Annotated in this window: 33 protein-coding genes; 7 read left to right on the forward strand and 26 right to left on the reverse strand. The window is 48.8% G+C overall.

Features of this window, described 5'->3' with window-relative positions; genetic code table 11:
* Window positions 1–25 precede the first annotated feature (25 nt).
* Entirely contained in the window at window positions 26–625 is a 600-nt protein-coding gene (locus tag Q7F15_RS16245) for a hypothetical protein (RefSeq protein WP_304414650.1), read from the reverse strand.
* 136 nt (window positions 626–761) lie between these two features.
* Between Q7F15_RS16245 and Q7F15_RS16250 the strand changes: the two genes are divergently transcribed.
* Entirely contained in the window at window positions 762–953 is a 192-nt protein-coding gene (locus tag Q7F15_RS16250; RefSeq protein WP_304414651.1) for a hypothetical protein, read from the forward strand.
* Window positions 954–984: 31 nt separating this feature from the next.
* On the opposite strand, the gene Q7F15_RS16255 is transcribed toward Q7F15_RS16250, so the two are convergent.
* From Q7F15_RS16255 to Q7F15_RS16300, 10 genes are all read right to left on the reverse strand, one after another.
* A complete protein-coding gene (locus Q7F15_RS16255; protein ID WP_304414652.1) occupies window positions 985–1371 on the reverse strand; it encodes a hypothetical protein in 387 nt (128 codons plus the stop codon).
* A gap of 184 nt (window positions 1372–1555) precedes the next feature.
* Window positions 1556–2062: a sigma-70 family RNA polymerase sigma factor gene (locus tag Q7F15_RS16260; protein WP_304414653.1), complete on the reverse strand. Its 507-nt coding sequence runs from the start codon at window positions 2060–2062 to the stop codon at window positions 1556–1558.
* A 21-nt stretch (window positions 2063–2083) separates the two neighbouring features.
* Entirely contained in the window at window positions 2084–2305 is a 222-nt protein-coding gene (locus tag Q7F15_RS16265) for a hypothetical protein (RefSeq protein WP_304414654.1), read from the reverse strand.
* 100 nt (window positions 2306–2405) lie between these two features.
* Complete coding sequence (locus Q7F15_RS16270; RefSeq protein WP_304414655.1) at window positions 2406–2612, reverse strand: XtrA/YqaO family protein; 207 nt, start codon at window positions 2610–2612, stop codon at window positions 2406–2408.
* 280 nt (window positions 2613–2892) lie between these two features.
* Window positions 2893–3384 (reverse strand): hypothetical protein, encoded by a 492-nt coding sequence (locus Q7F15_RS16275; RefSeq protein ID WP_304414656.1) that lies wholly within the window; start codon window positions 3382–3384, stop codon window positions 2893–2895.
* Between the two features lie 14 nt (window positions 3385–3398).
* Window positions 3399–3605, reverse strand: a complete 207-nt coding sequence (locus Q7F15_RS16280) for a hypothetical protein (protein WP_304414657.1) — start codon at window positions 3603–3605, stop codon at window positions 3399–3401.
* 79 nt (window positions 3606–3684) lie between these two features.
* Entirely contained in the window at window positions 3685–3945 is a 261-nt protein-coding gene (locus Q7F15_RS16285) for a hypothetical protein (protein WP_304414658.1), read from the reverse strand.
* A 66-nt stretch (window positions 3946–4011) separates the two neighbouring features.
* Entirely contained in the window at window positions 4012–4278 is a 267-nt protein-coding gene (locus tag Q7F15_RS16290; protein WP_304414659.1) for a YosH family protein, read from the reverse strand.
* Window positions 4279–4295: 17 nt separating this feature from the next.
* Entirely contained in the window at window positions 4296–4544 is a 249-nt protein-coding gene (locus Q7F15_RS16295; RefSeq protein WP_304414660.1) for a hypothetical protein, read from the reverse strand.
* A 39-nt stretch (window positions 4545–4583) separates the two neighbouring features.
* Window positions 4584–5525 carry a DUF5131 family protein gene (locus tag Q7F15_RS16300; protein WP_304414661.1) on the reverse strand — a complete coding sequence of 314 codons (942 nt, stop codon included), beginning with the start codon at window positions 5523–5525 and terminating at the stop codon, window positions 4584–4586.
* An 89-nt stretch (window positions 5526–5614) separates the two neighbouring features.
* Between Q7F15_RS16300 and Q7F15_RS16305 the strand changes: the two genes are divergently transcribed.
* Window positions 5615–5830: a hypothetical protein gene (locus Q7F15_RS16305; RefSeq protein ID WP_304414662.1), complete on the forward strand. Its 216-nt coding sequence runs from the start codon at window positions 5615–5617 to the stop codon at window positions 5828–5830.
* A 28-nt stretch (window positions 5831–5858) separates the two neighbouring features.
* On the opposite strand, the gene Q7F15_RS16310 is transcribed toward Q7F15_RS16305, so the two are convergent.
* The 15 genes from Q7F15_RS16310 to Q7F15_RS16380 form a co-directional block, all read right to left on the reverse strand.
* Window positions 5859–6203 carry a hypothetical protein gene (locus Q7F15_RS16310; RefSeq protein ID WP_304414663.1) on the reverse strand — a complete coding sequence of 115 codons (345 nt, stop codon included), beginning with the start codon at window positions 6201–6203 and terminating at the stop codon, window positions 5859–5861.
* 28 nt (window positions 6204–6231) lie between these two features.
* Window positions 6232–7191: a hypothetical protein gene (locus Q7F15_RS16315; protein ID WP_304414664.1), complete on the reverse strand. Its 960-nt coding sequence runs from the start codon at window positions 7189–7191 to the stop codon at window positions 6232–6234.
* Window positions 7192–7210: 19 nt separating this feature from the next.
* A complete protein-coding gene (locus Q7F15_RS16320) occupies window positions 7211–7645 on the reverse strand; it encodes a RusA family crossover junction endodeoxyribonuclease (RefSeq protein WP_304414665.1) in 435 nt (144 codons plus the stop codon).
* A gap of 18 nt (window positions 7646–7663) precedes the next feature.
* The gene (locus Q7F15_RS16325) at window positions 7664–8473 is read right to left on the reverse strand and encodes a phage antirepressor KilAC domain-containing protein (protein ID WP_304414666.1); all 810 of its coding nucleotides are present in this window, start codon (window positions 8471–8473) and stop codon (window positions 7664–7666) included.
* 54 nt (window positions 8474–8527) lie between these two features.
* Window positions 8528–9421 carry a DnaD domain protein gene (locus Q7F15_RS16330; RefSeq protein ID WP_304414667.1) on the reverse strand — a complete coding sequence of 298 codons (894 nt, stop codon included), beginning with the start codon at window positions 9419–9421 and terminating at the stop codon, window positions 8528–8530.
* Between the two features lie 58 nt (window positions 9422–9479).
* On the reverse strand, window positions 9480–10367 hold the full coding sequence (gene recT / locus Q7F15_RS16335) for a recombination protein RecT (RefSeq protein ID WP_304414668.1): 888 nt from the start codon (window positions 10365–10367) through the stop codon (window positions 9480–9482).
* Window positions 10368–10381: 14 nt separating this feature from the next.
* Window positions 10382–11320: a YqaJ viral recombinase family nuclease gene (locus Q7F15_RS16340; protein ID WP_304414669.1), complete on the reverse strand. Its 939-nt coding sequence runs from the start codon at window positions 11318–11320 to the stop codon at window positions 10382–10384.
* 478 nt (window positions 11321–11798) lie between these two features.
* Window positions 11799–12023, reverse strand: a complete 225-nt coding sequence (locus Q7F15_RS16345; RefSeq protein WP_304414670.1) for a hypothetical protein — start codon at window positions 12021–12023, stop codon at window positions 11799–11801.
* Window positions 12004–12240, reverse strand: coding sequence for a hypothetical protein (locus tag Q7F15_RS16350; protein ID WP_304414671.1), 237 nt, complete (start codon window positions 12238–12240; stop codon window positions 12004–12006). Before Q7F15_RS16350 ends, Q7F15_RS16345 begins: the two co-directional genes overlap by 20 nt.
* A 66-nt stretch (window positions 12241–12306) precedes the next feature.
* On the reverse strand, window positions 12307–12441 hold the full coding sequence (locus tag Q7F15_RS16355; protein ID WP_304414672.1) for a hypothetical protein: 135 nt from the start codon (window positions 12439–12441) through the stop codon (window positions 12307–12309).
* Window positions 12438–12602, reverse strand: a complete 165-nt coding sequence (locus Q7F15_RS16360; RefSeq protein ID WP_304414673.1) for a hypothetical protein — start codon at window positions 12600–12602, stop codon at window positions 12438–12440. The genes Q7F15_RS16355 and Q7F15_RS16360 overlap by 4 nt, the downstream gene beginning before the upstream one ends.
* Window positions 12599–13150, reverse strand: a complete 552-nt coding sequence (locus Q7F15_RS16365) for an XRE family transcriptional regulator (RefSeq protein WP_304414674.1) — start codon at window positions 13148–13150, stop codon at window positions 12599–12601. The genes Q7F15_RS16360 and Q7F15_RS16365 overlap by 4 nt, the downstream gene beginning before the upstream one ends.
* Window positions 13151–13248: 98 nt before the next feature.
* Window positions 13249–13386 (reverse strand): hypothetical protein, encoded by a 138-nt coding sequence (locus tag Q7F15_RS16370; protein WP_304414675.1) that lies wholly within the window; start codon window positions 13384–13386, stop codon window positions 13249–13251.
* Window positions 13387–13435: 49 nt separating this feature from the next.
* Window positions 13436–13663 carry a hypothetical protein gene (locus Q7F15_RS16375; RefSeq protein ID WP_304414676.1) on the reverse strand — a complete coding sequence of 76 codons (228 nt, stop codon included), beginning with the start codon at window positions 13661–13663 and terminating at the stop codon, window positions 13436–13438.
* Between the two features lie 145 nt (window positions 13664–13808).
* Window positions 13809–14108: a hypothetical protein gene (locus tag Q7F15_RS16380; RefSeq protein WP_304414677.1), complete on the reverse strand. Its 300-nt coding sequence runs from the start codon at window positions 14106–14108 to the stop codon at window positions 13809–13811.
* Between the two features lie 137 nt (window positions 14109–14245).
* Here Q7F15_RS16380 and Q7F15_RS16385 point away from each other — a divergent pair, with 137 nt between their 5' ends.
* The 5 genes from Q7F15_RS16385 (at window position 14246) to Q7F15_RS16405 (ending at window position 18179) form a co-directional block, all read left to right on the forward strand.
* Window positions 14246–14641 carry a helix-turn-helix domain-containing protein gene (locus Q7F15_RS16385; RefSeq protein WP_304414678.1) on the forward strand — a complete coding sequence of 132 codons (396 nt, stop codon included), beginning with the start codon at window positions 14246–14248 and terminating at the stop codon, window positions 14639–14641.
* Window positions 14642–14749: 108 nt separating this feature from the next.
* Window positions 14750–15640, forward strand: coding sequence for a hypothetical protein (locus tag Q7F15_RS16390; RefSeq protein WP_304414679.1), 891 nt, complete (start codon window positions 14750–14752; stop codon window positions 15638–15640).
* A 247-nt stretch (window positions 15641–15887) separates the two neighbouring features.
* Complete coding sequence (locus tag Q7F15_RS16395) at window positions 15888–16517, forward strand: ImmA/IrrE family metallo-endopeptidase (protein WP_304414680.1); 630 nt, start codon at window positions 15888–15890, stop codon at window positions 16515–16517.
* A 112-nt stretch (window positions 16518–16629) separates the two neighbouring features.
* Window positions 16630–16863, forward strand: a complete 234-nt coding sequence (locus Q7F15_RS16400; RefSeq protein WP_304414681.1) for a hypothetical protein — start codon at window positions 16630–16632, stop codon at window positions 16861–16863.
* A gap of 89 nt (window positions 16864–16952) precedes the next feature.
* Window positions 16953–18179, forward strand: coding sequence for a recombinase family protein (locus tag Q7F15_RS16405; RefSeq protein WP_304414682.1), 1227 nt, complete (start codon window positions 16953–16955; stop codon window positions 18177–18179).
* Window positions 18180–18191 lie beyond the last annotated feature (12 nt).

Below are 18191 nucleotides of genomic sequence, written 5' to 3' on the forward strand. Positions count from 1 at the left end.
AGCACCGCGTGGGTGCCTGTAAAAGTTAAACATATTTTTCGATTGCTTCATGGATCTTCTCTATAAGTTCTTCTTCTTGAAGTTCGCCTGATAAATAATCTTTGTAAATAGACTGACCGCTAGTCAAATGAAGTAACCAAGCTTCTAGTAATATCCTATATGTCTCATCTAAGTGATAAAGCTTACTTTGTCTGCCAACGTAATTATTCCCGGCCGCATACCCTTCTAGTCTAACAGCATAGGCTGAAGAAGGTTTCTGAATCAACTTAGGATATCCATCGTAATCTACCACTAACATATTATAAACCTCGTTATCCCCATTAATTAAAACTTCTCTTAGCTCCTCCTTTGTAATCAAGTGTTTCTTTGGTTTAGAAATCCTGTGAGGTCTTATTACGAAAATAGGCGACCCGAGACGGGACATTTTTGGCTTTGTCTGATATTCTTGACCGTCTATATCTGCAGTTAAGTTATCATAAAACCAATACTCGGCATCTTCATAACTTTTAAATATCATGTCATCTTCGTAAACTTTTCGTTCCTCGTTAATAGTTTTAAAGCAATTGTCGACCTTTAGCCTCTTCTCAGAACTAAGTCTTCTCACGAAATCAATAGTAAACTTCATGGTATTAAATCGCCTCCCCCCACCACAATTCGCCACCAGAGACCATTATCCTACGACTTTCGTCCGACATTTTCCGACAAATAGTAGGAATAAACAGCTATTTTGTTTAATTTCGAAGTAGGAGGGAGGTGAAATAATGGCTAAATATGTGATTAACCACAACACCAAAGAGATTCATCGTACAGCGTACACAACCAACAATTGTCAGATTCCTGAGATTTCATCTTCTCATCGTGAAGATACTGATAGCGATGGTCGTGTAGCGCAATTAATCCGAGATGGTTATAACGGTTGTTACTGGTGCTACCGGACACAGCATACTGGCTAAAGGCCTGACGGGGGGAGAGAATCCTCTCTCCCTATTCCACAATCCCTAAATTTTTTTGGAAGGGGATTCCTTCCTTTTTGTGCCAACTCTTGACTTCCTCCATTGTTAAGCATCCGGTTTTGAGTTGCATTCGCCATACACCATTATGATTCCCATCAGCATAATAGTATGGGTATGGCCGGTACCCGAGTCGTCGTGCCTCCTCCACACTTTCCTCCTGGATTAATACGCTGGGCGGGTCAGCATATCCTTTCCAACGACCAAACGCATTCTCCCACTCGATCACCTCTCCAGCTCGTCCATGGCCGCAACAGCACCCCAGAGTTATAATACCCTGATCGTTCAAGTCTTGGATCTCGTCCGCGATGCAGGCATCCACTTTTACCCGCTGGTTTTGCTGTTCGTTGATAACATTCACCCACTTGTAGACTCCCTGCAAACACATCCGAGATCACCTCTTTATAACAGTATGGGCGCCGTTCATCCGTTTAGACCTAAGAAAGGATGCACCGCCCCGTCTATGAGGCGGTAAACTGAAGGGGTTCTCGTGAAAGAAAAGCTCCTTTCACTTATAAGTGGCATTCGCACGACAAAAAACAGCCTCATCCAACAAGGAAGAGGCTGCTCATCACTCGTTCCGATATTTTTTGTTGCGCGCGCTTGATGTGAGTGTCCACGCTGCTCTTTGTAATGCCGAGCATATCCGCAATCTGTGAATGAGTGAAGCATTCTCCATGCGAAAGCACATAGCACTCGCGTTCCCTCTCGCTCAGTACGCACAGCGCGTCCTCAATCTGATGCAGTTGCCATTCCGTCAAGTTCGCTGGACTGCCCGCCGTGCTACGAGCGGCGAACGCCTGCATCCTAACCGGGTCCATAAGCCGTTCCCGCTGATACGCCGCCTGCCGCTCAATCCCCCGACGGTTCCCCGGACGCCGGCCGGTCTCCAGCCACTCGATCACATACTCCACGTCGCCGATCATCTCCGACAGGAGCTGTCTCTCAGTAATCGCCTGGTTATCCAGTACCTTCTCACTTTCTCTGCGGGCCTCGTATGCCCATTTTAACTGTCTGCGCGTCTCTTTATACTCCTTCAGCAAATCCTGCATGAGAACCCCTCCCCACTGCGTCTATTTGCGTCTGTTCCCCCGATCTTTGAGGAACCGTCGCGGCCCGACGTCCCCCATTAGGCGTCGAACCTCATCGAACGTCAGCACATCTGCCGGCTTTCCCCGTGCCCGCTGCTGGTATTCCCGCATCCGTTTCTTTGCACGCTCCTGATACTCTGCGAAACTGATCGGCTCTTTCTCTTTCCTACGCTTGTACTCCAGAATGTCACGAATCTTCGCCACGGCTTGTCCTCCTTTCCGGCAAAATAAAAGAGGACGCCAGAACACACCCATATTGGATGTTCGTTCTGACGCCCTCCCGTATCTCGGTATCAGGCAAGTATTAAAATAATTCGCTCTCTCGATAATCTACCTTAGCAATCTTTCCCTGACTTGATTTTACCACGGTTTCGCCATGCTCTACCAATGGGACCAATTTGGCTTTTCCTTGTTTGGGGTCCACTAGGACCATGACCAGATTATTTCCCACTGGGACCGTGATCGTCATTGTCTGTATATCGATTTTCAGTTCCTTGGCTCTTGTGCTCATCTTCCGTTCCCCCTCGCGGATTGCCCGTGGTATAATTTTTTTGGCGAAGTTAATCTTGGGCTCCCGGCAGGGGGCTTTTGTTTTTGTTCACTCTTCTTCAAACGCACGCCTAAATGTCGAGAGCATTAATTTCAATCTTAAAGCCTCTTCTTCCTCGCTCAGTTCTCCAGGAGGCACGATTGCTCTGATTTCCGCTCTGTGACATTCACTGCAGGACGGCTTGCCGTGTCTCCGATAAACAGCTGGTTTCGATTCGCAGTAGTAGCAAACGCCCGACATACTATCCATCCAACCCCAACTCTTTCAATGTATCCTGTGCTCGTTGCCCGCGATCAGACATGACTCCAGGTGCGCAGCCGAGATGTGGGATGCTGTAGTTATGCTGGTCTGCATACCACCGCAACGCCTCGACCAGTTTTTTCTCGCGTTCGTACAGTTCGATGGTTCTGGCTTGCAGCTTATCACGCCAACCTTTCCAGACGGTCATTTCAGCCTGTGCCTGCTCCAGCTCCTCCCGCAGCCGATGGTTTTCCTTCATGAGCGCTTGCCAGTCATCAATCAGCCGGAGGAAATCTCCCCTGACTGCCAGTACGCTACTGTCTAAGTCAATCGGAAGTGTTTGATAAAACTCTCGTATCGCCGCGATTTCCTCCGACGTCAGGTATTTGTGGTCCATGACGGTCATTCCTCCTACACCAGCCGCCGTGTCCCCGACGCCGTAGTCCAGGTGGTAGGTCGTTTTGCCGTGCGTGAATTCTGTTTTGTAGTGCATGCTTTCTCCTCCCTTTACTCCCGAATCCTTAATGCCTCTGCCGCCTCTTTAACGGTGAAGCCAACGCTCCTGAACAAGTGTGCCGTATCGTAAATCCGCTGCTCCAATTGCTCATCAGTTAAATCCACAATGAGTCCCCAATAGGCGAACGCTTCGCGGATGTTACGCAATGCCCTAGCCCTCCGACGCTTCCAAATATACTGACGAATCCGTTCTATCACTCCGGTTCCTCCTCATCACACGTAATGTTGTGTTATATCGCTATCTCTTGATCTCATTGAGGAATCATCCTTTCTACAATTACCGTTGTGTTTCGTGTACTACGTTGTCCTTGATCGCAGCCCCTCCCGGAGTCAGACGGTACTGACCTCGCGAATCAGGTTTCTTTATGACCAATCCCTCGCGTATCAAGGCCTTGAGAGGCTGGTTGACATATGAGGAACCATACATCGCAGCCCATTCCTCATTTTTTCCCGGTAACTTTTTTGCGATCTGCGTCGGCGTCTGCCACTCATTGGTCAATGCCAGCAGCACGGCCTTTTGCTTTTCGGTCAGTCTCATATCAGTCTTGCCCCCTGAATTTTTGGAAACCAGGAGCAGCCTTGCAGGGCTGCTCCCTACTTGCCCCTACAACAGGCCAGAGTCAATCAGCAGCACTTCGCTTTTCTCTCTGCGGAACTTCTCCAGAGCATAAGGGACTGACTCAAAATCTCCGTCCTCAGATTTGCTTCTGGCAAAACGGACAAGGGCGTAATCCCGATCAACTTCTCTGATTTCTTCATTCAAGGTGCCGTCATCATCTGCCACGTATTCCGTGTAAATCTTGATCGCCTCTGCTTGGTTCTCCGCTTTAATCAATGCGTAATATGGATCGTGAGTTTCAAAGAATTTCATCGTTCTTTCCTCCCTAACTATTGTGTTAACAGGTACGCCTCTCGCGCCTGAGATGTCCCTTCCAGATACATGTCGATGCTGAAATATGAGTTTGTTCTTCGGTTCAGAATCAGCTCGTTAAGTTCGTTCACTCCCCAGATGCGGTTTGTTGTAATCGGACGACCGTTTTTGTATTCCAGTGAACTTGGTTTCCATTCAACAACCACAAGGTCACCTTTTTTAAGTTGTTCAAACTGCTCATGGCGCTCCAGTTTGATGATCTGCATTCAGTTCTCCCTCCTTGTCTGCCCAAAGCCTTCCGTTGCTTAGTTCGCGGATGTTGGAGGCACGGTCGGAATCTCGTTCCACTCCCGGCCATCCAGTAGGCGACCGGCTTTCTTTTTACCGATCCGATAAAATCTCGCATCACCCACAAAAGATACCTTTTCTTCAGGCGATCCATATTCCCAAGGTTTACGTGAAGGGGGAACTTTCATCCACTCGCCCCACTGTTTGAAGAAGAATGGAACTCCGTAGTCCTCGCACTGGTCCCGCAACCCACGTACCCATTCTGGATGCATCGGTCTGGCATTCGGCCCAGACTCTCCTCCAACAATCACCCAGTCAATGCCCTTTATGGCTGTTACACCGTATCCCTCATTGTCTGGATGCTCGAACTGCGCAGTGAATTCAAGATCAACAGGACCAAGCAACGGCTCACAACTCAGGAACCGGACAGCTGCAGGCGTCTGCAGAAGCAATGGGATTCGCTCATCTGCTGCCTTCTGGTTCTCGACTGAAACACCGAGCCAGACATTAGGGAGGGGACCGGTTAACGGCCCACACCACATTCCGTATTCTCGCCTCCAGTACCATCCGTCATCCGCCCATTTGGATAACAGCTCCTGCATCCGCTCTGGGCGTTTGGTAAGAATCTGATATGTGTGCCGGGGAGTCCGCGCCATCACATCCCAAACGGAACCAATGAAGCCTTCGGGCACATCCTCATGAAACAAGTCACTCATGCTGTTCACGAATATCCGCCGCGGCTTTCGCCATTTCAACGGCTGTTCCAGTCGTTCAGGGAAAAGCTGAATCTCGCTGAAAGGTTTCGCGTACTGGCGCGGCAGCTTTTTTCCTTCCGTGAACGACTTGTGCCGCATGTCATGAAGAGCGAAAGCGTAGCAGTTGCGGCATCCCTCTGACACCTTGTTGCAGCCTGTGACTGGGTTCCAAACTGTGTCCGTCCATTCAATCGCCGTACCCATCTTCTCTCACCGTCCATTTCACATATTTGAGATTGTGTTTGGCCGCTGAATCCTTCTGTGGTATGCTCCGCTCATAGGAGCGTGATCGTATGGAAAAGTCGTTCTATTACGCGGTCCCCTGGGGGGAGGTCAGCTACCTGCGCGAAACTTTGGCCGCGCTGGACATCCCATTTGCGATCGAGCAGGATGACCGTCTGGAGTTGAATCCTGGCGAAGTAGCCTTCGTTTTTCCCAACCTCCCCATCCGGCAGTTCCGCCACGTTTTTGAGTTGTTCGGTCAGGCAGGCCGGCTGTATCCTCAGTAGCTTTACTTCCTCCCGTTCCATGCCCGATTTACGCTTGACCAATCAGATCGTCGATTGTGAGTTGATGGTTCGTCGTATTGGACTTCATCTCTGCCTCTGAGGTGGAGTGACCATATACTTGACGTTTCTGCATCTCGATGTATTGCTCCAGCATAGCTATCGTTTCCTCAATCTCCGGGATCTCTCTGGCCAGATAGTCGATGTATCGGCGTGCCCGGTCGGCCTTCTTTCGGCAATTCAATTCTTGGTGGTGCTGTTTCAACTGCTCCTGCACCTGATGGAGAAAGTCTTTCTCCTGTTCCAAGAGAATCTCATGAAATCGGATGCTGTAGTTGAGCTGCCAGAGCTCCTCTTTGGGCATTACTGTCATCATGGCCCCATCTTTCAGGAGAGGAGCAGCTTTACGCTGCCCCTTGCTCCTCATTTCCGTTGGTCTTTTTCAGATGCTCAGCAACGAGTTTTTTGTACTTGCTCCATGCCGTTTGCAACTTGGAAGACGATGTGCTGATGGAAGTAGCAATTTGTAACCACGACTCGCCATTCTTGCGGCGGGCCAACAAGGTCGGGAAGTCATAGGGGATGTCTTCAAACGTGGGGGCTTGTCCGCTCAGAATGAATGCCTCCAGTGCATCCTTGTCTACCGAAGCTGCAGTTTTTTCTGCATCCCCGGATTCTCCTTCTCCTTGGAAGTCATCTTCTTGGTCTTGGACTGAATCACGGTTTTCCTCGATGTCCTCGCCGGCCGCAATCGTGTTGTCGTTTTCGCCCTTGGCCGTTCCTTTTTCCGGTTCCGCCTTTTCCTTCCCTTGTCTCCACTCGTCCCACTTCTTTGCCAGTGGCGCAACGCGCTTCCGGTACTCATCGACCAAATCCACGATCTTGCCGCTAGAAATCCCCAGCTCGCTCGCCAGCTTCATGTAGGTTTCGCCCTCATGTTTACGCTTGATGATGGAGTAGAAGTCATAAGGTAAGTCTTCAAAACTGGGAGACAGTCCACTGAGAATAAACTCATCGATCACTTGTAATTCAGCCTTTTCTGTTTGTTCCTTGGTTGGCACTTTCTCAGGCGGAAGTCCAAGGTCTGCCTCAAGTTGTTCTCCGGTGGGCTTCACTTCGGACACAACGCCTTTATCGTCAACCTTGTATGTGGTGAGGGGCTCATTCGTTTTTGCGTTGATCGTGATGTTGTAGTTGACGATCAGGGATTCCATCGATACGTCTACTTTGCAATCGATCATCTCGGAAAGGATGTCCAACTTTCCGTTTAGGCCGTTGTCTGTCACTTCAAGCACGATTTCTTTCTTGCCGCCTGGCTTCAGATTCACTTTCTTGACAACAGACTGGAAATCAATGTAAGGCATACGAGAATTCCTCCCCGGCTTAAATTTCAAGAATCTGGACTTCTACCCGTGGCCTCTCGCTATACCATTTGCTGACTGACACCTCGACGACCTGGGAGTCATCCTTCCATACCACGTTTTTCAGCGCATCCTTGATGCCTTTGAGGTAGTTATCCGCATCTGGCTTGGTTGTTGGCCGCAACTCCCCGGCCTCTGCCTGTGTTACCTTCTTCTTGCTGAACGATTTGGGGATTGGACGGTACACATTGACCTTGAGCTGCAACGGCCCTTCAATCAGCTTGGACGGTGCGTGCTCGCTTGCGACCAATCTGACATAATCTTTGTAATCGCGTGATTTCTTCGGGTCATACAAGCGAACGAATCCTCCCGCCGTTGATGCCCGCGGCCTTCCCTGGGCGACAGGTTCGCCGTAGACGGTAAAGCTGATGCTCTGCTTTTCGACTATCGTGCCCATGGTCTACGCTCCTTTCCGCTACGCCCCAATGTCTTTCCGGTCGATCATGGCGACGATGCCACGCTTAGTCAAAAGCTCGTGGATAAACAGCCGTCCTTTCTGCGTCCAACGCGTGTTCATCTTTACGGTCCGGCTGCCGTCACTATGGACAACGTCTACCGTGTGCGATTTGGTATACCCCTTATCTTGATGCTTTCGATAGAGCAGCCATTGGCCGTTTTGTTTGTATTGCACGCCTTCCTCGTTCAAAATCTGATTCAGTTTTTGCCCGCTCATTCCGTAGTCCTTGGCAATCTGAGTAATGGTCACCGTATCTTTCGACTGCAGGATTTGGTCCAAATAGGTGATCTTCGGCTCGTATTCGGCCACCCGCTGTTCGAGGACGAGCGCCTTTGTTTCTGCAGCGATACGTGCCTTTTGCTCCTCTTTCAATCGAGTTGCAAGGCCGATGATAAAGTCCGGAACGGTCAGTGTTTTTTCGATGGTCTCCGGCGTCATGTATGCGCCATGTTTGCGGATCGACGGAATGACTTCATGAGTGATCCATCGTTTGAATGCTTTGGCCTCTGGTTTACGGCTGCCGAGGATCAACGAGTACAGGCCGGATTCGTTGATTACAGTCACATGCTGCGTTCTTCCAAGAGCGTCAACGATGGGGTAACCAGCAGTTAGGTCATCCTCGTCTACCAAATCCTTCACCGCTTTGCTTGCGTTGCTGTGCTCCAGGATGTCGCAAACATCTTTGGCCACGAACCACGGCTCTCCATCCCGCAGAACAACTCGTACCTGCTTATCTTGAAAACGGAAAACGTTTTGAAGTGCTTGCATGCTCACTCCTCCTTGCTCGGTTCTCGATGTACACATACGTCGCACCGCGTCGGCCTATCCCCCGGCCTTTTTTGAACGATGCAGGTTCCGAAGCATCTCTGCCAATTCCGGGTCGTCTGCGACTGTTCGTGTTTCTTGTACTGGCTGCATGGCTGCCCTAGACCTTTCTTGCTCTTGCTGCCACTGAACGGATGCGGGTAGCTTGTCCATGAGCACAACGTTTCCACGATGACCACGTAATCGAGAACGCCTCTTCCCCTCATGTTCACGAAGTGCCTGGACGTTGTGTATCTTCTTGGCATTCCAATCCCGCAGAATTTCAAGTGCATATGCGACGCTTTTATTTTCCGAACGCTTTAGGGCTTCTCGAATTAACTCTGGCTCCATCATGCCGAGAAAAGATTCCAACGCATCGATGTCCCATACGCCCCTACACTTGATATTCAACTCATTGATCATCGGGAGAAAATTTTCGCGTGCTGGCATTTCAAGAGAGAAATTTGTTTCGTTTTGTTTAGTTTTGTTTTGTTTATATAAAGCCTCATGGTTTACCTCACGGTTTACCGCAAGGTTTACCTCATGAAGTACCTCACAGTTTGCCGCAAAATTTGAGGTATGGTCATCGTTTACCTCATGATTTACCTCATTTTTTGCTGTAAGACTGGGGGCCGAGAACGGGATGATTCTGTACTTGCCGGCCTTCTGTTTCCCCTGTGAACGGTACTCAATCCTCCCCTTCTGAACGAGGGTGTTTCGGTGCTTCGCCAGGGTGTTTTCTGTAACGCTGAGTTTCGCCTGCAAGGTTAGATTGGATACCGCAAACCACTCTGGCCAACCACTCTTGTTTGCGATCGCCATAAGGTGGAACCACAAAGTTTGTGCGGTTGCTTCCAATGGGTTTGTTTCGAGCCAATCTACAAAGGCGTTCAGCTCTCTAATGTAGTTCACACCATCACCTCACCCTCTACATTGGTTAGTGGGAGGCCGGCTAGGAGCCGGCATCCGTTTATTTGACATGGTCAAAGATTGTACCATCGCCTGATGGTTGCTCCGGCTCCTTTTGTTCTTCCCCGGTTGCAGACTGATCGTCAAATGGAATCGTCTCGGCGCTTACACCAGATATGTCAATTGCTTCGCTGTATACACTAACTGGTTCGCTAATAACATCCTTTCGTACCACTTCATCATGTCCGGCCTGCTGCTGAATCTCGATACTGATCGGCAGGTACTTCCACATATGGCGGATGACAGTTTTCTTAGCCATCTCCTCATAATCCGTCACCCAAGGGCCGTTATTGGCTGCTTTAGAACGTTTGCGTCGCCTCTCGATCTCTTCTTTGTCCATCACTTCAAACTGATATCCGCCGTCTTTAAAGTGGGCGACAGCGTACACGTATTTCAATTCACCGCGTCGTCCGGTCGCCGGTTTATGGTGTAACTTTGGATGTAGACCTAACTCGTAATCAAATTCATCCGCCTCATACACGCAGTGAGAATAAATGCTTTCGATGTTGCCGCTGCGCCGGGCCAGGTCGATCATTCCCTTGTACCCGATGATGAATTGGACGTCCATGCGGTTTTCCTTATTGTTTCGGAACGGCACCAGATAGCAGTGTCCGATAAGGCCAGGCTCCAATCCGAGTTGTGCAGCCTGCATTACTGCACCGAGAAGAGACGGGATAGAGCACTGGAGCAGCATCGGATTCGTGCGGATGGTTGTCAGCGCAATTCGCGCCATGCGATCAGCGTTCATGTGTGACGGCAATGCCCTTTCGATTTCCGGGCCCATTTTCTTGAGATATGCAGCAATTGTTTGCTCGGGTGAGGCCGGCTGTTGTGCCGACTGGCTTACCCGATTCGCCAACTGATTTTTGACGTCTTGATTAGTCGCCATGTATATCCTCCTTCCTACACTGCTTTCACGCTGAAACGGCGCGAGACTGAAGGTTTCAGGTACTTCTGATAGATGTCAGGGTGATCTGTTGCCAGCGCTTTGCTGTCGATCCGGTTTGAAGTTACTGTCTTCCAGGTGACGATGTGACGGCTGGCAATCCCGGTTTCAAACTCCCCAAGCATGGCTTTCAAGCGGTTCTCCAGCTCTGTTACCCGTTCTTCTGCCGCTTTGGCTTGCTGCTTAGCCTCTTCCAACTGTACGATCAGATCGTCGGCCTCCAGCGGAAGTTCCGTTTCGCTTTCCGGTTCCCCGGTGGGGTACATGCTTTTCAGTAAGTTGGTGGACGCTTCTGAACCGTCCATCATCGGCGGCACCTGCGGTACGACGTGATTGTTCCAGAAGTCAGATTCAATCTGGATGATCTGCTGGATCAGCTCGTCGTCCCGCTCGATCTTCTTGTACATGAACTTGTTGCCACCGATAAGTACCGCGATCCACCAGGCATCGTACCCGGTTACCGCCATATAGTGCTGGCACTGGAGGAGGTACGGCGCCGGCACTTCTTCGCCTTCCCATTCGGATTTGAGGTATTCGCTGGCCGTCTTACACTCCAGGCCGGCTTTTTGCCCGACGATCAGCCGGTCGACATTGGCAATCATGAACGGGTAATCCGGGTGCTGCAGGATTTGATTGCAACGCCTAACTTTCAAGCCGGTTCGAAGGCTGAACTCTTCTGCTACGAGGGCTTCTTGTTTTGTTCCCCAGTAGGCCGCCTCGCTCTGCGCTTCTTCCAAAGGAGCTTGTCCCGTTTTTTCAAGCCACACCTGAACAGGGGACTTCCATTTGCTCAGGCCGGCAATTGCTGCAGCATCGCTGCCGCCGATTCCTTTGGTACGGAGTTTCAACCACATTTCGCGGCTGATGTCTTTTGTTGATGCTAGGGCAACTGCCATGGTATCCCTCCTCTTGATTTATGAGGGCCGATAAGCTACGATTGAAGTGATTCCCAATCGTGTATTATCGACCAAGACTCAGCGTGGCCGCGCTGGGTCTTTCGCTTTTATTGCTGCCTGAATGTCATCCAAGCACCAACCGGTTAATCTCTTTTCGTACGCCTGCCCTGCTTTGCATGTTGCAACGATTGTTGCAGTACCGTATGCATTCAGCGCTTCCTCTGGCGTTTCCATCGGAAGGGGTACAAAGCAGCGGTGCCCGCAAAACTTGCAATATGGTCCCATGTTGCCCCTCCTTTCCGCTTAGTCACGAGGCCGCTGCCGGCCCAACCTACACCGGCAGCCGTTACGGCTCCGCTGGCCGCCCCCGTATTGACCTCGTATGTAGTGGAGGTATCGACCTCCGTGGAAGCATCGACCGATTGGACATCTGCTGACTCGTTTTTTGTCGATGCCCCCACGCAGGCCGAAGCCTGCGTCATTTCAAAAGGCGTCTGGCCTGTTCTCTTACACCGTCAACAAACTCCTCTGGCGCCATCGTCGCTTTCATGTCCACCAAGTACTCCAGCTCCTCGATCACGTCCCTGACCGTCCACTCCAGATCGTCCCGGTCGTCGTCGAACGCGATTGGTTGCAGCAGCCGTTGTCTGGCCGGTTCGGTTCGCTCAACGTATTGCGGGAAATCAAGCAGTTGCTCGGGCATCACGCATCGCCTCCTGTAGCGCTGCGAGCTCTCTGGCCCGCCACTCAATTTCGCAAGCGAGATCGCGCTTGTGAGCGTACAACTCCTCGCGCAGACGTTTCAGTTTGACGTACTCCACATCCACCGCGCGCCATTCCTCGTCTGCTTTGCGGTGCAGTTCTTCCAGGTTTTCCAGCTCTCGCTGAAGATCAGCGATTTGAGAAGAAAGAGGTTTCATGACTTGCCCTCCTTTATAAAGCTGTGGTACGCTACCAGTGACCAATATTTTTGAAGCGTCTATCTCTTAGGCGCTTTTTTCTTTTTCTGTCATCAATTGCAGTTCAATCATCTCTCCAACGGTGATCACGCTCCGGCCGATTGGACGGTCCCCGTCACAAACCAGTTCGATCACTCCTGCTGCTGTCGTCAGGTCTTTCATGCCGTTTCCTCCCTTCTCAACTTCTCACGGTTTTCAATCAGTCGGTCACTGTACTGTCCAATCGCCTGATACCCACCCGGCCATTTCGCCATGAGCCAAATTTCTCGACGAAACGTTTTTTCAAGCACTTCCTGCTGACGCTTGTTCCACGACTTACTCATGTTCCTGTCACCTCCTTAACCATCTTGAGGAAACCTTGGGCGATCAGTTTCGTTTTGTGCTTCGTCCACTGAGAAATCCAGCCCAGCCGAGTCTCTTTGGTGATTACGGCAGCCATATTCGTCGTTGAGGTGATCACATCCAGTGTCTCTTGTATCAGGTGCTCGATCTGCTGCCGTTCTTGCGCAGAAAGTGACCGTGGTGGCTTAATCAGGATCGGTTGCGCCTTTTTTATCGCGACCAATAACTCCTCGATTTCTTCGACTGTCTTTGTGACAACTGTGTGCCGATTCAGCTCTACGTTGTCTCCGTCCAGAATTGGGGGGCTCGTCCCTGCCGTGGATTCATGGGCCGCGGCGATCGCTAAGAATGGATTGTCTGTCAACAGGATCGACTTGGATTTGACATCCGGAGGCGCTATGGCTCGTCCGTTTTTGTACGCACTTACGGATTCCGGGCTTACATGAGCATCGAAGCTAAAACTTAGTTGGGTCATGCCGGCTTCCATAAGCGCCTGGCCAAGTTGATGGCCGTATCTGTTTGCGCTCATGTGTTCCCCTCTCCTTTACATGCGTTATTCAATTTTTGAGGTACAATCAAACTGTGCTCATCTTCCACACTTTCCCCGGTCAAACCAGGGGATTTTTTTCAGGTACGAACCAGCAGATAGTGGAACTGGTATCCGTTACTTGTGATATGAAGCAGTACCCAACCTTGCTCCAACAGTGCGTTCGCCTCGTTTTCGCTGCTGGTTCGACGCACTTGCTTGATGTCCGTGAAGTTCACAGAGACACCTCCTTTCGAGCTTGTCCGACATGGCACCGGGTATCCGGTGCTACGCGCTATTGTTTTCTCTTGCGGCTTCCGCTTTGGCAACGTGGAGCAGGGCTGCTATCCGAGCTTTCTTGAACATTTGCACTTCTGGCAAGGAGTCGTTTTCTATCCACCAACGCTCTTGCTCCTCAGGTGTCATGAACGGAAGCGCTGAACGAATCTTGATGGTTGTGTTGCCGATCTGTGTGACATAAGTTGGCCGTTTCAAAGGGTCACGATCTTTTTCCATGGCGGCATTCCCCCTTGATCTATGGGTATGCCGTTGCGGGAGTGGGACGACCCTAGTCATTGGCTCAACTCCTTTCAGGCAGTTTCTTTCCTGATCCAACTCAATAATTTCTCGTAACCTTTGGTTTTGGGGATGCGTTGCTCGGTCAGTTACATGCGTTCACCTCCTTTGCGGGATGCCTTTCCTTAGGCTGTGTTGCGCCCTCGCACAACTTTCTCCAAAAAAAGAACTTCTCAAACGGGCCACCAAAGGCGTTTATAACACCTGCAATAAATGTAGGGCCTGGCGAATTATGACGCGGATCGTCTACAGGAAGCTTCGCTCTCCAAAGTTGCGTTACCGATACGCCGATTTTCGCTGCTAACTGTGTATCATTTGCGATACCGCGCTTTTGCTGTTCTTTTTCCAGCGCCTCTACGTTCAAACGTACTGTAACTTTACTCACTTAGTTTTCACCACCTTTCGTTTCGTCCTCGCAACACTAATATATACCATATTGTGCGTGAACGCAATACTTTTCTGCAAAAATTTTTCGTACACGCACAGTTCATATCATTACGTACACGCAACGGATGTGTTAACATGGGATTGGTGATTCTTGTGACTAAGACAAAGCAGTTTGGTGTTTACTTAGCAAAAATGCGCGAAAAAAGTGGATATAAAAGCCAAAGGAGTTTGGCTCTTGATGCTGGTATTTCACCGGCTACTTTGTCACGCATAGAATCGGGGATACAAAAACCTACACCAGAGACTTTGAAAGCACTCTCTCGTTATTTACGTGACGTAACATACGAGGAATTACTAGAAAAGGCAGGAATATTGGAGGATAATTCTTCTCCTTCAGATAAAAAGGACAAGACCGACGAACTCACCAGCATTATGTTCCACAAATGGGACAAGCTCGACGAAAAAAGGCGGAAGCAGGCTCTTAAACTTATAGAAATACTTGAGCAAGAAGCTGATGAAGAGAACAACTGACATCTAGACGCGCAGCATGATTTCAATGTTGCGCTTTTTTATAGCCCAAGGCTTCACTAACATGCATTTCTTTTTCTAAAAGGGTGTACTCGTGAAAGGGTGACTTTTTTGAGGATTTCGGTTGATGAACGTATCCAAGGAACAAACCTCTTCTTCAGGGAATATCTAGAAGGTTACCGACAAAGGGTGCACAAGTATTATAGTGACGCATTTAATAAACGAAGTGATTCTTTTCCGTTAATGAAACCAACCTTAATGTTTGCGGTACATCTCGATAAGACGACCTTTTTCCTGTTTATCGAATCAGATCAAGACCATGTAGAAAACATCGTCGCTACTGACGAACAAAATCAAGAATATAACGAAATGATGTCTGTTCCGGATCACATAAGAGAAGAATATATAACTCAAATTTGTAGTGTGGCTGGAAATAAAGTCATAAAAAGAAAAAGTTTAAATGATTTAGCGGGCCTCTCATCAAATGCATTTGCAAGAAAACATCATGGGATTATCCCTGGAGCCGGGTTTAAATGGGGAGAAAAAGAAGCTGATTGGGATTATAGAGTCTATCAATTAGAGATAGCAATAGTTAAAACCGTTAAATTTTCTGCTGATTTCCCGCTATTTGATATCGATGCAATCACGGCGAGAGTAAATGATGATCAATTCCGGTATGAGTTTGAAGAATCAATAAAAGCATATAATGCAGGTTTATATTTAGCCTCATCAATAACCGCAGCTGTATCTGTTGAAACATTAATGAAATTGCTTTTTATTAAACATATCGGTAAAAGTAGACTACCGCAGAAATATTTCATTACGAACCTTGTTGAAGAATTAAAAGCTAAAGAAATAGTTGATGAGAAGATGTACCATCGTATATTATCAATAAACCAGCTTAGAAGAGGGGTTGCTCATAGCAAAACGGGGAAGGTTGAACAGTGGGATGCAGAGCAAATAATCGGTTCTATAAAAATCATTGTTGAATCGCTATTTTAATTCATAAAGAAACGATTTTAGTTTGATCAAAAAAACTTCCTCAGTTTCATTTAGACCAAATTCTGAATCTAAACATTCTAATGCATTAATGATCAAATGTAATTCTTGATTGCTAATTTCCAATTTAATCATTTTTAACCACTCCCTATAGCATAAGTTTATCACATCACGATTTATTTTAGCCCAACTGGGCTATTCTTTTCACCCAATTACACGAACATATATTCCCGTCATCAGGAGGGTACCTATGCTGCACTGGCACTTTTATCATCCGACAGAACTGGAAAAACGAATCGAAGCACTTTACCACTCCATTGGGATCGTATCACCAGAAGACTTGCGGGAGGATATGATCGCTACACGATTAGGAATCAAGCTCCGTTATGAAGATGCTCCTTCGCTCGCTTTTGAAAAGGGAAGGTACCGGTGTATTGTGATTGACAAAACTCTACCGGCGGATAAACAGCGCAAACATTTCTTTCATGAACTTGGACACTTACTACGTGGACATGTCGGAAAGCAGGCCGAATTGCCTGATCTCTTCCGAGGGCTCCAAGAGGAGCAAGCCGAACACTTTGCCAAATATGCTCTGATGCCCTTCTACATGATTCGGGCACTCCCAATGCCCGAGTACGAAAGGGAAATCCCTTATCTGCTGGCCTCCGAATTCAGAGTCACCGTCGAACTCTCCCGCGAACGATGGGACCAAATAAAACGACGGATTGCTCGCGGAATATGGGAGCAGGCATGTATCGAACGTGAACGCAGCCGATATAGAAAGGCATCACCTGCCAATTGGTGTGATCAGGCCAAAGAGATGTTTCGTTTGGCAATCGACCGAAAACTGCAAAAAGGGCAGGGTGTGATTATTCGATGAAGATTCGAGTGTTTTACGACTATCATGAGGGGAATCTGGTGCCTATGAAGTACATGATCAGCTTCCGAAAGGGGAGCTTCTCTGGGATCGGGAAAAGGTATTTGTTCCGGTTATGGCCCCTTTTCAACGCCTTGGTATCGAAGACTTCTTGCCTGATTCACTGGCGATTACCGTCACCCAGGGTGATATGATCCTCAGCGCTGACAAACCCGGGAAGTTCGGTATCCTTCTCCCTCCACTCAAAAGTCGAGCTGTTGAGGGTGGAGTAGATTACTGGGACATAGAACACTTCGTCATTCAGGTTGCTGATTTGGAAGAATTGTTGCAGATGAGTGTCTTTGTATAACAGGAGGAGTGTATAGTACAGAAGCAAATAAGTTGTCATACATACCGATGGGCTTTTGAGCTTTGTTATAATCATAGGGAGGTGATTGTATGAACCGCCCCACTCACTTAGACGTATTCATTTACCTGCGTAAAAGCAGGAAAGACGTCGAAGAAGAACGGAAAGCACAGGAGAATAACACTCCATTTGATACATTGGCAAAACATCGTCGCGAATTACTTGAGCTGGTCCGTCGAGAAGGCCACAATGTCATTGACATCTTCGAGGAAGTCGTATCAGGAGAATTTCTGTCAGAACGGCCAGAAGCACAAGAGATGCTGCGCCAAGTTGAGGAAGGTATGGTTGAGGGTGTCGTTGTCATGGATCTGGACCGCCTTGGTCGCGGCGATATGATCGATGCTGGTACTATATTCCGCGCATTCAAATTCTCCGAAACTTTGATCATCACACCAACTGAAGTGATCGACTGCAACGCTGAGGGGGCAGAACTGCTTTTCGGGGTAAAATCCATTATCGCCAGGGAAGAATTGAAGCAGATCAACAAGCGCCTGCAAGGTGGCCGGCGACGATCCGCTAAAGACGGAAAATCCATTACACGAAAGCCGCCTTACGGCTATTTACGGGATGAAAACTTGAAACTTATTCCTCACCCAGAAGAGGCCCCAATCGTAAAAAAGATTTTTGAGATGATCGCTGAAGGACATGGCCGTCAGGCCGTGGTGAAGCACCTAGACTCCTTGGGTGTGAAGCCACCCGAAGGTGATTTGTGGGAGCAATCTACCATATCACACATCATCAAGAACGAGGTTTATTTGGGGCATATCATCTGGGGGAAAGTGAAACACATGAAACGCAACGGTAAGCGCGTTCGAAAAAATCTTCCTCCTGAACTATGGATTCGTCACGAAAATGCTCATGAAGCACTGATCACTCAGGAGCAGTTTGATGCTGCCAATACCGCCCTACGTGGCCGATGGAGAGCGCCCACCAAGAAAGGCGTTAGCCTGAGCAATCCCTTGGCCGGCATCATCAAATGTGGTATATGTGAGCGAGCCTTATACATGACCAGAACCACAGACAGACCGAATCCGCAGCTCCGCTGCATTAATCCGAGATGCCAAAGCGTCCAGAAAGGTGTATTATTACCCCTTGCCGAACAACGTGTCCTCCAAGCTCTCGAAATACTAGCTTCCAAATCTCCACTATCCGAAGAGGAAATAGCCGATTCGATGGCTTCAGGTCAGGAAGATGGAGTTGAAATCAAGCAGAAGCAAATCATCCATCTCAGCAAAAGCTTGAAGAACTTAACTCAATGAGGGAAACAGCAT

This window comes from Brevibacillus aydinogluensis, assembly GCF_961514395.1.
GTDB lineage: Bacteria > Bacillota > Bacilli > Brevibacillales > Brevibacillaceae > Brevibacillus > Brevibacillus aydinogluensis.

Coding starts and splice junctions, on each gene's coding strand:
- Q7F15_RS16270 (WP_304414655.1), bottom strand. CDS start 2,612: ATGAGCACAAGAGCCAAGGAACTGAAAATCGATATACAGACAATGACG.
- Q7F15_RS16285 (WP_304414658.1), bottom strand. CDS start 3,945: ATGAGACTGACCGAAAAGCAAAAGGCCGTGCTGCTGGCATTGACCAAT.
- Q7F15_RS16395 (WP_304414680.1), top strand. CDS start 15,888: ATGCTGCACTGGCACTTTTATCATCCGACAGAACTGGAAAAACGAATC.
- Q7F15_RS16260 (WP_304414653.1), bottom strand. CDS start 2,062: ATGCAGGATTTGCTGAAGGAGTATAAAGAGACGCGCAGACAGTTAAAA.
- Q7F15_RS16250 (WP_304414651.1), top strand. CDS start 762: ATGGCTAAATATGTGATTAACCACAACACCAAAGAGATTCATCGTACA.
- Q7F15_RS16385 (WP_304414678.1), top strand. CDS start 14,246: ATGGGATTGGTGATTCTTGTGACTAAGACAAAGCAGTTTGGTGTTTAC.
- Q7F15_RS16400 (WP_304414681.1), top strand. CDS start 16,630: ATGGCCCCTTTTCAACGCCTTGGTATCGAAGACTTCTTGCCTGATTCA.
- Q7F15_RS16310 (WP_304414663.1), bottom strand. CDS start 6,203: ATGATGACAGTAATGCCCAAAGAGGAGCTCTGGCAGCTCAACTACAGC.
- Q7F15_RS16340 (WP_304414669.1), bottom strand. CDS start 11,320: ATGGCAGTTGCCCTAGCATCAACAAAAGACATCAGCCGCGAAATGTGG.
- Q7F15_RS16245 (WP_304414650.1), bottom strand. CDS start 625: ATGAAGTTTACTATTGATTTCGTGAGAAGACTTAGTTCTGAGAAGAGG.
- Q7F15_RS16405 (WP_304414682.1), top strand. CDS start 16,953: ATGAACCGCCCCACTCACTTAGACGTATTCATTTACCTGCGTAAAAGC.
- Q7F15_RS16305 (WP_304414662.1), top strand. CDS start 5,615: ATGGAAAAGTCGTTCTATTACGCGGTCCCCTGGGGGGAGGTCAGCTAC.
- Q7F15_RS16295 (WP_304414660.1), bottom strand. CDS start 4,544: ATGCAGATCATCAAACTGGAGCGCCATGAGCAGTTTGAACAACTTAAA.
- Q7F15_RS16275 (WP_304414656.1), bottom strand. CDS start 3,384: ATGCACTACAAAACAGAATTCACGCACGGCAAAACGACCTACCACCTG.
- Q7F15_RS16375 (WP_304414676.1), bottom strand. CDS start 13,663: ATGGAAAAAGATCGTGACCCTTTGAAACGGCCAACTTATGTCACACAG.
- Q7F15_RS16290 (WP_304414659.1), bottom strand. CDS start 4,278: ATGAAATTCTTTGAAACTCACGATCCATATTACGCATTGATTAAAGCG.
- Q7F15_RS16325 (WP_304414666.1), bottom strand. CDS start 8,473: ATGCAAGCACTTCAAAACGTTTTCCGTTTTCAAGATAAGCAGGTACGA.
- Q7F15_RS16345 (WP_304414670.1), bottom strand. CDS start 12,023: ATGCCCGAGCAACTGCTTGATTTCCCGCAATACGTTGAGCGAACCGAA.
- recT (WP_304414668.1), bottom strand. CDS start 10,367: ATGGCGACTAATCAAGACGTCAAAAATCAGTTGGCGAATCGGGTAAGC.
- Q7F15_RS16350 (WP_304414671.1), bottom strand. CDS start 12,240: ATGAAACCTCTTTCTTCTCAAATCGCTGATCTTCAGCGAGAGCTGGAA.
- Q7F15_RS16315 (WP_304414664.1), bottom strand. CDS start 7,191: ATGCCTTACATTGATTTCCAGTCTGTTGTCAAGAAAGTGAATCTGAAG.
- Q7F15_RS16360 (WP_304414673.1), bottom strand. CDS start 12,602: ATGAGTAAGTCGTGGAACAAGCGTCAGCAGGAAGTGCTTGAAAAAACG.
- Q7F15_RS16365 (WP_304414674.1), bottom strand. CDS start 13,150: ATGAGCGCAAACAGATACGGCCATCAACTTGGCCAGGCGCTTATGGAA.
- Q7F15_RS16355 (WP_304414672.1), bottom strand. CDS start 12,441: ATGAAAGACCTGACGACAGCAGCAGGAGTGATCGAACTGGTTTGTGAC.
- Q7F15_RS16320 (WP_304414665.1), bottom strand. CDS start 7,645: ATGGGCACGATAGTCGAAAAGCAGAGCATCAGCTTTACCGTCTACGGC.
- Q7F15_RS16300 (WP_304414661.1), bottom strand. CDS start 5,525: ATGGGTACGGCGATTGAATGGACGGACACAGTTTGGAACCCAGTCACA.